The following is a 13,130-nucleotide window of genomic DNA, read 5'->3' as shown; positions in this document are numbered from 1 at the left end:
TGCCGACTGGTCAGCGGTGGCGCGGGCCTGCTGCAGGGAGCCTTTGACTTGGGCAATGACCGGTTGCAGCTTGTCTAGGAAGCGGTTGAACGCGCCGGTGAGCAGGCCCAGTTCGTCCTCGCGGGCGTACTCCAGGCGCCGCGTCAGGTCGCCTTCACCACTGGCGATGTCCTCCAGCCTGGCGGCTACGGCCAGGATGGGGCGGGTAACACCGCGCGCAGTCAGCCACACCAGCAGCAGGCCGATCAGTGCAGCAACCAGCCCGATCGTCAGGCTGGTGAGGTTGGCCTGCTGGCTGTGGGCCCCCAGGCGCTGGTTCAGGGCTACGGCCGGCGCCTGCAACACCGCTTGCGGCACCTCCAGCGTGACTTGCCACGGCGCGCTGCCTGGAATGGGCGCAAAGGGCTGCGTCACACGCATCACGCCGTCGGCTGCCGCTTGGGCAATTGGCTGGCCAAGCGCGTGTTCGTCGCGGCTGTTGCCGGCCAGCAAGCCGGCGGCGCTGGCAATGCTCACCTGGCCCTGGCCGTCGAACAACTCGCTGCGCCCGCTCACGCTCAGTTGCTGCAAGGTTGCCAGGCCGATGTCCACGCCTACGACGCCGACCACCTTGCCCCCTTCAAGCAATGGCAGGGCGATGCTGGTCATCAGCACCTGCCTGCCGTTGACCTCATCGAGGTACGGCTCAAGCATGCAGGCCTTGGCTGTCTGCTGCGGGCAGGTCAGCCAGCGGTTTTTTGCCACGCCATTGGTGCCGATGCTGGTGTCGCCCAGCATCGACTCGGGCATGGCTTCCCGCTCCAGCATGCCGGGCTGCGGTTGCGACCAGTACAGCGAGAAGCGCCCTGCCTCATTGCTGCCAGATGCAGCATCGCCGCGGTGTTGGGTGTCCTGTTGGTCCAGGGCCTCTGGCTGGAATACCAGGTACAGGCCGATCACCTGCGGGTTGCCGGCCAGCGCAGTGCGCGCCTGCTGGGTGAGTGCGTCACGCAAGTCGCTGCCCCCGCGGGTCTTCAGGGCGCTCACCAGGCGGGCAAAGCCATTGGCGTACTGGTAGGTGTCCATGAAGTAGCGCTGAATGCGCAGTGCCTGGGTGTCGGCATGGGCCTGCAGGTTTTCCCGTGCGCTGTTGTCGAGCAGTTCGGTGCTGGTCTGGTTGACCAACGCCGCGCTGCGCCGCGCCTGGGCCAGGGATGTGGCCACCAGCACGGCAACGATGGCCAGCAGGCACAGCCCGGCAAGCAGGGTGATCTTCCACTGGATGGACAGGCGGCGCAGCAGCATGGGAAACCTCGTGAGTCATGGGGCAACGCCCGCGATCAGGCGCGGGCGTTAGGGTGCGGCAAGGGTCATTCGGCCACGTAGTTGGGGGGCGCTGCGCGGAACGCTTTGGTGAGCCAAGCCAGATACAGCAGCCCCAGTGTTGCCCACAGCCCGCCGAACAGCAGCGAATGCACGTTCAGGTCGAGCCACAGCGAGACGATGATGCAAAAGCCCGTGGTGGGCAGCACCAGGTACTTGAGCTGGTTGGCCAGGCCGCGACGGTTGCCCTCGCGCAGGTAGCAATGGTTGATCACCGACAGGTTGACGAAGCTGAACGCAACCAGCGCCCCGAAGTTGATGATGGACGTGGCGGTGACCAGGTCGAAGAAGATCGCCGACAGCGAAATCAGCCCCACCACCGCGATGTTCAGCACCGGGGTTTTGTAGCGCGAGTGCAGGCGTGCAAATACGCTGGGCGGGATTACCTTGTCGCGGCCCATCACGTAAAGCAGGCGTGACACGCTGGTTTGCGAGGCCAGGCCCGAAGCGATGGTGTTGATGACCGTGCACGCGATAAAGACCGACTGGAACAGCTTGCCCCCCACATACAGGGCAATTTCCGGCAGGGCAGCTTCTTGGTCATGGAAGCGTGCCATGGTCGGGAAGTAGGCCTGAATGAAGTACGACACGGTAATGAACACCAGGCCGCCGATCAGCGCAGTGAGGAAGATTGCCCGGGGGATGGTCTTGGCGGGGTCGCGGGTTTCTTCCGACAGGCAGGTGACGGCGTCGAAACCCAGAAACGAGAAGCACAGGATGGTCGCGCCAGCGGCCAGGGCGCTCAGTTGGGTTTGCTGGTCGGCGAACGGCAGCAGGCTCCAGGCGGTGCCCAGGCCTTCACCCTGGCCAAGGCCGCGTACGCACAGGTAAATGAACACGGCGATGATCGCCACCTGCACACCCACGAACAGCAGGTTGAAGTGTGCCACCAGGTTGACGCTGCGCATGTTGATCAGGCTGATGAGGGTGACAAAGCCGGCCACCCATAGCCATTGGGGTACCTCGGGGAACATGGCCGACAGGTAGAGCTTGGCCAGCAGTGCATTGACCATCGGCAGCAGCAGGTAATCCAGCAATGACGACCAGCCCACCAGAAAGCCTACGTGGGGGTTGATGGCGCGCTGGGTGTAGGTATAGGCCGACCCGGACTGCGGAAAGCGCTTTACCAGGGTGCCGTAGCTCACGGCGGTGAACAGGATGCCGGCCAGGGCCAGGATGTACGCACTGGGCACATGGCCGGCTGTGATGCCTGACACAATGCCAAAGGTGTCGAACACCGTCATGGGGGTGAGGTAGGCCAGGCCGATGATGATCACATGCCAGAGGCGCAGGGTCTTGCGGAGCTGGCCGTGGCCAGGGGCGCTGTGTTCAGGCTGCATGCTGGCGAGGCTCCTGCAGCAGGGCCTGGGCGGCGGGCACGGTCGATTGCGCATGCGGCAAGGGCGAGCGGATGGGCTCCATGTTGTTCACCTTTTATGTTGGAGCGGCGAGGGGCGCGGTTGCGGCGCGCTGAGTGGTGAAAATAAAAAACGAAGGGTGACTGGGTGTCAAGTTAAACGTGACGGGATGTGTCGTAATTGGGATTTATATCGGGATATATTACGAAGAAACCTCAATTTAATGGGGTTTTTGCAGGTCGTACCCAATATGGGTGTCCGTAAAAATTAACGGACAATCAAGGGTAGTGGTGCGAGTGGCTTCTCCGGCGTTTTCCGTTGGTTCGGGGCCAACAACGATGCCGCGCAATGCTACTCTTCGCATTCGACGCGGCCTTGATGCCGCCTGCACAACCCTTATGGACATCAATCGGTTCTATTCATGAAGAAATCAGTAGGCATTCTCTCCGGCTTGGCAGTCGCCATTGCCGTCGTAGCCATCGGTGGCGCCTGGTACACCGGCAAGCAGTTGCCGGCCGAGCTTGATGTCGCCCTGGCCCGCAGCAATGCGCAGCTGCAGAAGGCCCTGGTGACCACCGGTGGCACCATGACCATCGAGCGCGTTTCGCTCGAACAGCACTGGTTCAGCAGCACCGCCCAGTACCGTCTCAAGGCACGGGATATCAATGTGGGTGAGGGCGAGGTGGCGAACTTCGACCTGGGTGTCACAGACCAGATCGAGCACGGCCCGTTCCCGTGGTCCAGGGTGAAGGCATTGAAGCTGATGCCGGTGATGGCGTTGAGCAACAGTACCCTGGACAAGGACGACGCTACTGCTGCCTGGTACGCCGCCGCCGGCGAACAGGTGCCATTAAGCGCCCAGACCAGCCTGGCCTACGGCGGTGGCGTGACCAGCCAGGTGCGCCTGGCGCCGGCCAAGGTCGACGAGGCCAATGGCAACAGCCTGGACTTCTCGGGCATGGACCTGGAGGTCAGCGGTGACCAGGAGGGTAAAGACTCTCGGTTCCACGGCCAGGCCGATCGGCTGGTCATGAAACTGGTGCGTGACGACCAGCCGCCTGCCACCTTCGAGCTGCAGGGCCTGAAACTCGGCGGCAAGCTCGCGGCCACCGCGCATGACAATATCTACACGGGTAATGCCGACCTGTACTTGGCCGAAGCCAAGGTCACGTTGGGGCCACGGCAGCAAGTGCTGGTGATGAAGGGGCTGGAGCAGAACGCCCTGCAAACCCTTGAAAAGGGCGACAATGTCGGCGCTCGTGTCGAGTACAAGGTCGATGACATTACCTGGGATGGGCGTGCGGTCGGCAAGGGGCAGCTGGTCGTTAGTCTGAACTCGATCAACGCGCCCGCGCTGCAGGCTCTGTCCCTCTGGTACAAGGCGCATCTGCCGGAGTTCGAGGCAGCTTCCGCTGCAGGCCAGCCGGCGCCGCAAATCAACATGGATGCAGCCGAGAAAGCCAAGTTTCAGGCTGACTTGACCCAGCTGCTGGCGGCCAAGCCCAAAGTGGCCATCGAAGACCTGACCTTCAAGACGGCCAACGGCGAGAGCCACTTCAACCTGGCAATGGACTTTGCTGCCCCTGCCACATTCGACCAGCCATCGGACCAGCTGGCCAGGCAGATCATCACCCAGGTCAAGGGCAAGCTCTCCCTGTCCAAACCAATGCTGGGCGACCTTGCCACCCTGCAGGCACTGCTGGACGGGCAGACCGACGCGCAGGCCATTGCCATGCAGTCGAGCCAGGCGGGTGAAATGGCCGGCATGATGGCGCTGCAGAGCGGCCTGGCTACCGTGCAGGGCAATGACGTGGTCAGCGCCTTGCACTATGCCGATGGCAAGGTCGATTTCAACGGCAAGAAAATGACCGTCGAAGAGTTCGCCATGCTGGTCACCACCCAACTGGGCATGCCCATGCCAGAACGCTGAGTATCGGCCTTCACTGCAGGGCTCGCAGCTGGCCATGCTGGCTGCCGGCACTGCCATAACCACCCCGCAAAAACCGCTTTGGAAATCTCGGGTTTGGCTGTAGCCTTCGGCCTCCATAATAATCCGCGCCCGCAGAGGGCCGTGGCGGCCTGCGCGCCGTCCGGCACCCCTAGCCGATCTGCCAGGGCCGGGTGATACACTCGATTTGACGCGCGCAGGCGCCTGCAGGTCCAGCGATCATGACCCAGATTTCCGAACGCCTGTTGGTTCAGGCCCACCTCGACGCCAAGCAGCCTCACCCGCTCACCGCCGAGCAGGAGGCCGATTACCGTGCGGCCATTGCTGCCGAGCTGAAGGCGCAGAACGCTGTGCTGGTGGCCCATTACTACTGTGACCCGGTTATTCAGGCGCTGGCCGAAGAAACCGGCGGCTGCGTGTCCGATTCGCTCGAAATGGCCCGTTTTGGCAAGAACCACCCGGCCCAGACCGTGATCGTGGCCGGTGTGCGCTTTATGGGCGAGACGGCCAAGATCCTCACCCCGGAAAAGCGCGTGCTGATGCCCACCCTCGAGGCGACCTGCTCGCTCGACCTGGGCTGCCCGGTGGAGGAATTCTCGGCCTTCTGCGACAAGCACCCCGAACGCACCGTGGTGGTGTACGCCAACACGTCGGCCGCCGTGAAGGCTCGGGCCGACTGGGTGGTGACGTCCAGCTGCGCCCTGGAAATCGTCGAAAGCCTGATGGACAACGGCGAAACCATCATCTGGGGCCCGGACCAGCATTTGGGCCGCTATATCCAGAAGCAGACCGGTGCCGACATGTTGCTGTGGGATGGCGCCTGCATCGTGCACGAAGAGTTCAAGTCACGTCAGCTGGCAGACATGAAAGCGCTGTACCCGGACGCGGCGATTCTGGTACACCCCGAGTCACCGGAGTCGGTGATCGAACTGGCCGATGCAGTGGGCTCCACCAGTCAGTTGATCAAGGCGGCTCAAACCCTGCCCAACAAGACCTTCATCGTGGCCACCGACCGTGGCATCTTCTACAAGATGCAGCAGTTGTGCCCGGACAAAGTGTTCGTGGAAGCGCCCACCGCCGGCAACGGCGCGGCGTGCCGCAGCTGTGCCCACTGCCCGTGGATGGCCATGAACACCTTGGAGCGCGTGCTTGATTGCCTGCGCAACAAGACCGGGGAAATCTTCGTTGACCCGGCCCTGGTGCCCAAGGCGATCAAACCTCTGAACCGCATGCTGGACTTCACCCAGGCAGCGCGCCTGAAACTCTCCGGCAATGCTTGACGCCAGAGCGCGTCGTCTTCTTCGCGGGTAAACCCGCTCCCACAGCTGGTATGGGTCCCCAAAGGGTGTGCAGTGCCATTAGGCGGTGCGATACCTGTGGGGGCCATGCAGGTGCAAGCCCTGTGGGAGCGGGTTCACCCGCGAAGGGGCCCTTAGCGGCCCATCATCTCCCTTACCATGCGCTGCTGCTCCATGATCTCCCGCTGACGCTGGTCGATCTGCGATGCCAGCGGGAAATTCCCGCCCGCGCGGCGCTTGGCGTAATCAAGCTGTTGGATCGCCTGGTCGAAATCCCCCACCAGTGTGAAGTACTCGGCGCGCGCGCGGTGCAAGCCGATGGTGTTGCCCGACAAGCCGCGTACCTCGGCCATGTCGTACCAGATATCCGGGTCGTCCGGGCGGCTTTTGATCAGGTCGTCGAGCACCTTCTCGGCTTCGACAGGTTTGTTCTGCTTCACCAGCAAATCGGCCCGTACCTGCTTGAGTGGGTAGTTGCCCGGGTACAAGCCCTGCATGCGCTCGGCCCGCTGTTGCGCATCGCTCAGGCGGTTGTTGGTGATGTCCAGGTCAATCTGCGCCAGGTTGTAGGTGATGTCGTTGGGGGCCTTGGCCAGCAAGGGCTTCAGCAGCTCCCGCGCTTCGTTCAGCTGGCCACCCTTGGTCTGCGCCAGGGCAAGGCCATAGCGGGCGGCATCCAGTTTCGGGTCATCATCGAGCTGGGCGCGGAAACGCTTGGCTGCCAGGCCCGGCGTGCCCTCGTAGGTCAGCGCTACCCTGGCGCGGATCAACTGGTAACGCAGGCTGTCTTCCACACCGCCTTTGGGCGCCTGTTCGGCACGGTTGCGGGTGTCGGCGATACGCGATTCGGTCACTGGGTGAGTGAGCAAGAACTCCGGCGGCTTGGCATCGTAGCGATACTGCCGCGCCAGTCGTTCGAACATGGTCGGCATGTTGCGCGGGTCGTAGCCGGCCTTTTCCAGGTTCTGGATACCGATGCGGTCGGCTTCCTGCTCGTTCTGCCGCGAAAACCGACGCTGCTCCTGAATGGCTGCCGCCTGGGTGCCGGCGATCATACCGATACCCGCATCCCCGGCACCGCCGGCCGCCAGCACGATACCGGCCAGCAGCGCGGCCATCATTGGCAGCTGCATGCGTTGCTGGGCTTCCACGCCCCGGGCGAAGTGGCGTTGCGACAAGTGCGCCAGCTCGTGCGCCAGCACCGAGGCATACTCGCCCTCGGTTTGCGCATTGAGGAACAGCCCACCGTTGACACCGACAATGCCACCTGGGGCTGCGAAGGCGTTCAGCTCGCGGCTGTCGATGAGGATGAACTCCAGGCGCCGGTCCTGCAGTTGGCTGGTTTCAGCCAGGCGGTACACGCTGGTCTCCACGTAGTCCTTGAGCTGCGGGTCGTTCAACTGGTTGACCTGCCCGCGCAGCAGGCTGAGCCAGGCGCGGCCCAGCTGGTGCTCCTGCTGCGGCGAGACGATCGCCGAACTGGCATCACCCAGCGAGGGCAGGTCGTCCGCGTGGCCAGGGAGGGCCAGCAGGCACGCCAGCGTCAGCAGGGTAGGGCGCAGTAAATTCATGCACGAGGCTCGCGTTGGTCAAAGATAGCTACTGTAGCGGGCTCACACGTTGGCGACCAGTGGCGCTATCCTTACCGGCCGATCAGCCAGCAGCCCGGCGTTGCCCTAGGAGAACCCTGCATGAGTACCCCCCTGACCTGTGATGCCGAGCTGGACGCCAGCGGGTTGAACTGCCCGTTGCCGCTGCTCAAGGCCAAGATGGAACTCAACCGCCTGCCTGGCGGCGCGGTACTCAAGGTGATCGCCACCGATGCAGGCTCCCAGCGCGACTTCCGCACTTTCGCCCGGTTGGCCGGTCATACCCTGCTGCACGAAACGGCCGAGGCCGGTACTTATACCTACTGGCTACGCAAGGCCTGAGTCTTCCCAAGGATCGTCAATGTTCAAAGTGCTTCGCGACTGGGTACAGCGCTACTTCTCGGATGAAGAGGCGGTGGTGCTGGCGGTGTTGCTGTTTCTGGCCTTCACGGCAGTGCTCACACTGGGTGGCATGCTGGCGCCGGTGCTGGCGGGTATGGTGCTGGCGTTTCTGATGCAAGGCCTGGTCAATGCCCTGGAGCGCCTGCGTGTGCCCACCCGGCTGGCGGTGATGCTGGTGTTCGCCCTGTTCATGGGGGCGTTGGCGGTGGTCATGCTGGTGCTGGTACCCCTGCTGTGGCACCAGCTGATTACCCTGTTCAACGAGCTGCCCGGCATGCTGGGCAAATGGCAGTCGTTGTTGCTGCTTTTGCCAGAGCGCTACCCGCACTTGGTATCGGACGAGCAGGTACTGCACGCCATCGAGTCGGTGCGTGGCGAAATCGGCAAGTTTGGCCAATGGGCGCTCACCTTCTCCCTGTCCAGCCTGCCGCTGCTGGTCAACGCCATGATTTACCTGGTGCTGGTGCCCATTCTGGTGTTCTTCTTCCTCAAGGACCGCGAACTGATCGGCCGCTGGGTCAGTGGCTACCTGCCGCGCCAGCGCACCCTGTTGAACCGGGTGGGCAGCGAGATGAACCGGCAGATTGCCAACTACATCCGGGGCAAGGGCATCGAGATTCTGATCTGCGGCATTGCCACCTACATCGCCTTCATCAGCCTGGGCCTGAACTATGCGGCGCTGCTGGCGCTGTTGGTGGGGCTGTCGGTGGTGGTGCCCTACGTGGGGGCGGTGGTGGTGACTGTGCCGGTGACGCTGATCGCGCTGTTCCAGTGGGGCTGGGGCGACCAGTTCATTTACCTGATGACCGTATACGCCATCATTCAGGCGCTGGACGGCAACGTGCTTGTGCCGCTGCTGTTCTCCGAAGCGGTAAGCCTGCACCCGGTAGCGATCATTTGCGCGGTGTTGCTGTTTGGCGGGTTGTGGGGGTTCTGGGGGATTTTCTTCGCCATCCCGCTGGCGACCCTGATCAAGGCCGTGCTGGACGCCTGGCCCCGGCAGGAGCCCAGCGTTTCGCCGTTGCTCTGAGAAGGATCAGGGCTGCCAGGCAGCCCAATCACTTTCAACCCTCGTTCAGCGCCTGGGCTGCGGCCAATACGGCATCCACGTGCCCTGGCACCTTCACCCCGCGCCATTCCTGGCGCAGCACGCCGTTTTTGTCGATCAGGAAGGTGCTGCGGTCCACGCCCAGGTATTCCTTGCCATACAGCTTCTTCAGCTTGATCACGTCGAACAGCTGGCACAGGGCCTCGTCCTTGTCGCTGATCAGCTCGAACGGAAAGCCCTGCTTGGCCTTGAAGTTCTCGTGCGACTTGATGCCATCGCGCGACACGCCGAACACCACGGTGTTGGCGGCGGCGAACGCCGGGTGCTGGTCGCGGAACCCCTGGCCTTCAGTGGTGCAGCCCGGGGTGCTGTCCTTCGGGTAGAAGTACACCACCACCTGCTGGCCCTTGAGCCCGGCCAGGCTCACGGTGTGGCCGCTGGTGGCCTGGGCCTGGAAGTCGGCAACGGGTTGGTCGAGTGCTACGGCCATGGGGGCTCCTTACATAGGGTTCTGGGGGCGCCAGGGTTCGATCAGTGCATCCAGGTTCAGCGCATCGGCAAAGTCCAGGAACTGGTCACGCAACCAACTGATTTGGGTGCCAGCTGGCAGGATCACGGTGAACTGGGCATTGAGCATGCTGCTGCCAGTTTGCGGCGCCAGGTAGGTGTCGCACGTCATGGCTTCGAGTTCGACGCGGTGGTCGAGGAAAAACTGGCACAGCTCGTTGATGATGTCCGGGCGGTAAGCGGCGCTCACGTAGGCCACGTACGGCAGCGCCTGCGGGCGCACTTCCTGGTCGGCGCTGCGCACCACGTCCAGGGTCAGGCCGTGCTTCTTGCCAAGGCTGGGCAGCATGGCTTCGAGGCGCGCCAGGGCGTCCCAGCTGCCGCCTACCTGCAAGACCAGGGCGCTGGTCTCGCCGTGGCGGCTCAGGCGCGAGGTGACCACCGCGCAGCGGTTTTCGAAGGCGGCGCGGCTGAGCACGTTGGCCAGCTCCATGGGGTTGGGCCCCAAGGCGCTGATGACGAGGAATTGTTCGCGGACAGTGGGGGTGGACATGCAGCATTCCTAAAGCGATGAGCGGTCGGCGCAGGACGGGCGAAAGCCTCCTGCCGGCAGGGCTCGGGGCTCGCATGCGAGGCCATGAACGCTGGCGGGGAGCAAGGTCGACGGCCCGACGGGCCGCGCTGCACCGATCAAAGCATCAAGGGTAGCGAAATAAGCCGCTGAGGGGAATGCTCCGCCCGCCTGCTTCGCTTGTACAAGGCCGATGCCCCCAGTACCATTACCGCTCTCTTTTTCCGGCAGGAGCAGTTACATGATTGCGGGCAGTATGGTGGCATTGGTCACTCCCATGGATGCACAAGGGCGTCTTGACTGGGAAAGCCTCGACAAGCTTGTAGACTTCCACCTGGAAAACGGCACCCACGCCATCGTCGCCGTCGGTACCACCGGCGAGTCCGCCACGCTCGATGTCGAAGAGCACATTCTGGTCATCAAGCACGTGGTCGAGCGCGTCAAGCGCAGCAACCACCACGTACCGGTCATCGCCGGCACCGGTGCCAACTCCACTGCCGAAGCGGTGCACCTGACCCAGAACGCCAAGAATGCCGGTGCCGATGCCTGCCTGCTGGTGGTGCCGTACTACAACAAGCCGACGCAAGAAGGCCTGTACCAGCACTTCAAGCACGTTGCCGAAGCCGTCGACATCCCGCAGATCCTGTATAACGTACCTGGCCGCACTTCCTGCGACATGCAGGCTGACACCGTCATCCGCCTGTCGAAGGTCAAGAACATCATCGGCATCAAGGAAGCGACCGGCGACATGGCCCGTGCCAAGGCCATCCTGGAAGGTGTCGACAGCGACTTCATCGTGCTGTCCGGTGACGACCCGACTGCCGTCGAGCTGATCCTGATGGGCGGCAAGGGTAATATTTCCGTCACGGCCAACGTCGCCCCGCGCGAAATGGCCGACCTGTGCGAGGCCGCCCTTGCGGGCAATGCCGAGAAGGCCCGCGCAATCAACGACACGCTCATGCCCCTGCACAAAGACCTGTTCTGCGAGTCCAACCCGATCCCGGTCAAATGGGCGCTGGTTGAAAAGGGCCTGATGAAAAAAGGCATTCGCCTGCCACTGACCTGGCTGAGCGAAGGCTGCCACGACAAAGTCCGTACTGCCCTGCGCCAGTCCGGCGTACTGGTTTAAGAGGAAGTACCCCGCATGAAGCGACTGGCTGGTCTTTCCGCCCTTGCCCTGATCATCTCCAGCACCAGTGGGTGTGGCTGGCTGTGGGGCGAAGATGGCTATTTCCGCGACCGCGGCAGCGATTACCTGCAGGCGCACCCCACTGCGCCCATGCAGCTGCCTTCGGACGTGAGCGGCGTCAAGCGCCTCGACCCCCTGCTGCCGATTCCACGCAACGTTGCCGACGACAGCGTCGCCGGCGAGTTCGTGGTGCCGCGCCCGCAACCCTTGACCGGCGGTGCCGGCCAGGCCACTGACTACAGCCTGCAGCGCAGCGGCACCAGCCGTTGGGTGCTGGCCCAGCATGCGCCAGCCGAAGTGTGGCCGGTGGCCCGTCAGTTCTTCGAGGACAACGGCTTCCGTATCGCTGAAGAGCGCCCGCAAACCGGCGAATTCAACACCACCTGGCAGCGCTTCGACGAGCTGTCGGCGTCCATGGGCCAGCGCCTGGCCAGCACTGCCAGCAGCGCCAACAGCGACGTGCGCGTGCGGGTGCGTATCGAGCCAGGCGTGCAGCGCAACACCTCCGAGGTGTACGTGGTCAGCGTCGAGCGCCCGGCCGGCAGCAGCGCCGAGCCCGACTTCCCGTCCACCTCGACCAACACCGGCGCCGATGCGCTGCTGGTCGACGAACTGCTGGCCAGCATGAACCGCAGCGCCGAGAAAGGCGGTTCGGTGTCGCTGCTGGCAGAGCGCGACTTCGATGTGCCAAGCCGCGTCAGCCTCAGCGAAGACGGCAGCGGCAACCCGGTACTGTTCCTGGGTGCCGACCTGGACCGTGCCTGGTCCAGCGTGGGCCGTGCCCTTGAGCAAGGCGGCGAGTGGCGTGTCGAAGACATCAACCGCAGCCTGGGCCTGTACTACATCAACCTGTCCGAAAAGCCTGAAGACAAGCAGAACCAGCCTGGCTTCTTTGGCCGCATGTTCGGCAGCGAGCCCACCAAGGAAGAGCGCGAAGCCCGTGCCGAGCGCTACCAGGTCCGCCTGAGCAAGGTGGGTGAGAGCGTGCAGGTTACTGTCGAGAAAAACATCAACACCGTGGCCCCGGCCGATGTCGCCCGCCGCGTGCTGAGCGCCATTCAGGACCACCTGGGCTAAGTGCGCTTCGCGGTACTCGGAAGCGGCAGCCAAGGGAACGGCACGCTGATCGCCAGTGGTGACACCTTCATCCTGGTCGACTGCGGGTTTTCCCTGCGTGAAACCGAGCGGCGCCTGGCGCTGCTCGGGGTTTCGGCAGCACAGCTCAGTGCGGTGCTGGTTACCCACGAGCATGCCGACCACGTGCATGGGGTGGGCCTGCTGTCACGGCGCTACAATATACCGGTCTACCTCAGCCAGGGCACCTTGCGCGGTCTGCGCAAGCCGGTGGAGGTGGCCGGTTTTCTCGCGTGTGGGCAAAGCCTGCAAATCGGTAGCCTCGAGGTTACCGCCGCGCGGGTCGAGCATGATGCCCATGAGCCGTTGCAGTACGTGGCCAGCGATGGCAAGCGCCGGTTTGGCATGCTGACCGACCTTGGCTCGTACGATGCGCGGTTGCTGGAGCGTTACCATGGCCTGGATGCGTTGCTGATCGAGGCCAACCACTGCCGTGACATGTTGGCGCGCGGCCACTACCCGTACTTTCTCAAGCAGCGGGTAGGGGGCATGCAAGGGCATTTGAACAATCATCAGGCCGCGAGCCTGGTGCAGGAGTTGGGCTGGAGCAACCTGCAGCACCTGGTGCTGGCCCACCTCAGCAGCAAGAACAACCTGCCACACCTGGCCCGCCAGTGCTTTGTCGACACCCTTGGGTGCGACCCTGGCTGGCTCCAGGTGGCAAACCAGGAACACGGGCTCGACTGGCGCGAAATCGCCTAGCCCAACACCTCAAGCAAGCGGA

Annotated in this window: 11 protein-coding genes and 1 pseudogene; 7 read left to right on the top strand and 5 right to left on the bottom strand. The window is 63.5% G+C overall.

The window, feature by feature from the left end; translation table 11 throughout:
- Positions 1–75 precede the first annotated feature (75 nt).
- Positions 76–1,065 (bottom strand): annotated as a pseudogene (locus tag IAE36_RS24025) (PDC sensor domain-containing protein); the annotation flags it as partial.
- Between the two features lie 284 nt (positions 1,066–1,349).
- On the bottom strand, positions 1,350–2,702 hold the full coding sequence (locus IAE36_RS08725) for an APC family permease (protein WP_060482069.1): 1,353 nt from the start codon (positions 2,700–2,702) through the stop codon (positions 1,350–1,352).
- 439 nt (positions 2,703–3,141) lie between these two features.
- Between IAE36_RS08725 and IAE36_RS08720 the strand changes: the two genes are divergently transcribed.
- Together IAE36_RS08720 and nadA are read left to right on the top strand one after the other, a co-directional pair.
- Positions 3,142–4,650, top strand: coding sequence for a YdgA family protein (locus tag IAE36_RS08720; protein WP_201211871.1), 1,509 nt, complete (start codon positions 3,142–3,144; stop codon positions 4,648–4,650).
- Positions 4,651–4,889: 239 nt separating this feature from the next.
- The gene (gene nadA, locus IAE36_RS08715) at positions 4,890–5,948 is read left to right on the top strand and encodes a quinolinate synthase NadA (protein ID WP_028634635.1); all 1,059 of its coding nucleotides are present in this window, start codon (positions 4,890–4,892) and stop codon (positions 5,946–5,948) included.
- Positions 5,949–6,100: 152 nt separating this feature from the next.
- Here nadA and IAE36_RS08710 read toward each other — a convergent pair whose 3' ends face one another.
- The gene (locus IAE36_RS08710; RefSeq protein ID WP_201211869.1) at positions 6,101–7,537 is read right to left on the bottom strand and encodes a M48 family metalloprotease; all 1,437 of its coding nucleotides are present in this window, start codon (positions 7,535–7,537) and stop codon (positions 6,101–6,103) included.
- Positions 7,538–7,657: 120 nt separating this feature from the next.
- Here IAE36_RS08710 and IAE36_RS08705 point away from each other — a divergent pair, with 120 nt between their 5' ends.
- Both IAE36_RS08705 and IAE36_RS08700 read left to right on the top strand, forming a co-directional pair.
- Positions 7,658–7,897, top strand: coding sequence for a sulfurtransferase TusA family protein (locus tag IAE36_RS08705; RefSeq protein WP_028634637.1), 240 nt, complete (start codon positions 7,658–7,660; stop codon positions 7,895–7,897).
- A 19-nt stretch (positions 7,898–7,916) separates the two neighbouring features.
- Positions 7,917–8,987 carry an AI-2E family transporter gene (locus tag IAE36_RS08700; RefSeq protein ID WP_028634638.1) on the top strand — a complete coding sequence of 357 codons (1,071 nt, stop codon included), beginning with the start codon at positions 7,917–7,919 and terminating at the stop codon, positions 8,985–8,987.
- 34 nt (positions 8,988–9,021) lie between these two features.
- Here the strand turns inward: IAE36_RS08700 and IAE36_RS08695 are convergent, their stop codons facing one another.
- Together IAE36_RS08695 and IAE36_RS08690 are read right to left on the bottom strand one after the other, a co-directional pair.
- The gene (locus IAE36_RS08695; protein ID WP_201211868.1) at positions 9,022–9,495 is read right to left on the bottom strand and encodes a peroxiredoxin; all 474 of its coding nucleotides are present in this window, start codon (positions 9,493–9,495) and stop codon (positions 9,022–9,024) included.
- Between the two features lie 9 nt (positions 9,496–9,504).
- Positions 9,505–10,065, bottom strand: coding sequence for a glycine cleavage system protein R (locus IAE36_RS08690; RefSeq protein ID WP_009682012.1), 561 nt, complete (start codon positions 10,063–10,065; stop codon positions 9,505–9,507).
- Between the two features lie 259 nt (positions 10,066–10,324).
- Between IAE36_RS08690 and dapA the strand changes: the two genes are divergently transcribed.
- The 3 genes from dapA to IAE36_RS08675 are packed head-to-tail and all read left to right on the top strand — an operon-like array spanning position 10,325 to position 13,108.
- Entirely contained in the window at positions 10,325–11,212 is an 888-nt protein-coding gene (gene dapA, locus IAE36_RS08685; protein WP_201211866.1) for a 4-hydroxy-tetrahydrodipicolinate synthase, read from the top strand.
- A 15-nt stretch (positions 11,213–11,227) separates the two neighbouring features.
- Complete coding sequence (gene bamC / locus IAE36_RS08680) at positions 11,228–12,349, top strand: outer membrane protein assembly factor BamC (RefSeq protein WP_028634641.1); 1,122 nt, start codon at positions 11,228–11,230, stop codon at positions 12,347–12,349.
- Entirely contained in the window at positions 12,350–13,108 is a 759-nt protein-coding gene (locus tag IAE36_RS08675; protein ID WP_201211864.1) for an MBL fold metallo-hydrolase, read from the top strand.
- Positions 13,109–13,130: the final 22 nt, after the last annotated feature.

It is taken from the genome of Pseudomonas sp. S36 (genome assembly GCF_016647875.1).
Lineage (GTDB): Bacteria > Pseudomonadota > Gammaproteobacteria > Pseudomonadales > Pseudomonadaceae > Aquipseudomonas > Aquipseudomonas parafulva.
Note: the sequence above shows the minus strand (reverse complement) of the source record. Positions and strands in the feature narration are given on the sequence as shown.

Excerpts from the sequence above, each read along its gene's own strand:
- dapA (WP_201211866.1), top strand. The coding sequence starts at position 10,325 with ATGATTGCGGGCAGTATGGTGGCATTGGTCACTCCCATGGATGCACAA.
- IAE36_RS08720 (WP_201211871.1), top strand. The coding sequence starts at position 3,142 with ATGAAGAAATCAGTAGGCATTCTCTCCGGCTTGGCAGTCGCCATTGCC.
- nadA (WP_028634635.1), top strand. The coding sequence starts at position 4,890 with ATGACCCAGATTTCCGAACGCCTGTTGGTTCAGGCCCACCTCGACGCC.
- bamC (WP_028634641.1), top strand. The coding sequence starts at position 11,228 with ATGAAGCGACTGGCTGGTCTTTCCGCCCTTGCCCTGATCATCTCCAGC.
- IAE36_RS08695 (WP_201211868.1), bottom strand. The coding sequence starts at position 9,495 with ATGGCCGTAGCACTCGACCAACCCGTTGCCGACTTCCAGGCCCAGGCC.
- IAE36_RS08690 (WP_009682012.1), bottom strand. The coding sequence starts at position 10,065 with ATGTCCACCCCCACTGTCCGCGAACAATTCCTCGTCATCAGCGCCTTG.
- IAE36_RS08710 (WP_201211869.1), bottom strand. The coding sequence starts at position 7,537 with ATGAATTTACTGCGCCCTACCCTGCTGACGCTGGCGTGCCTGCTGGCC.
- IAE36_RS08725 (WP_060482069.1), bottom strand. The coding sequence starts at position 2,702 with ATGCAGCCTGAACACAGCGCCCCTGGCCACGGCCAGCTCCGCAAGACC.
- IAE36_RS08705 (WP_028634637.1), top strand. The coding sequence starts at position 7,658 with ATGAGTACCCCCCTGACCTGTGATGCCGAGCTGGACGCCAGCGGGTTG.
- IAE36_RS08700 (WP_028634638.1), top strand. The coding sequence starts at position 7,917 with ATGTTCAAAGTGCTTCGCGACTGGGTACAGCGCTACTTCTCGGATGAA.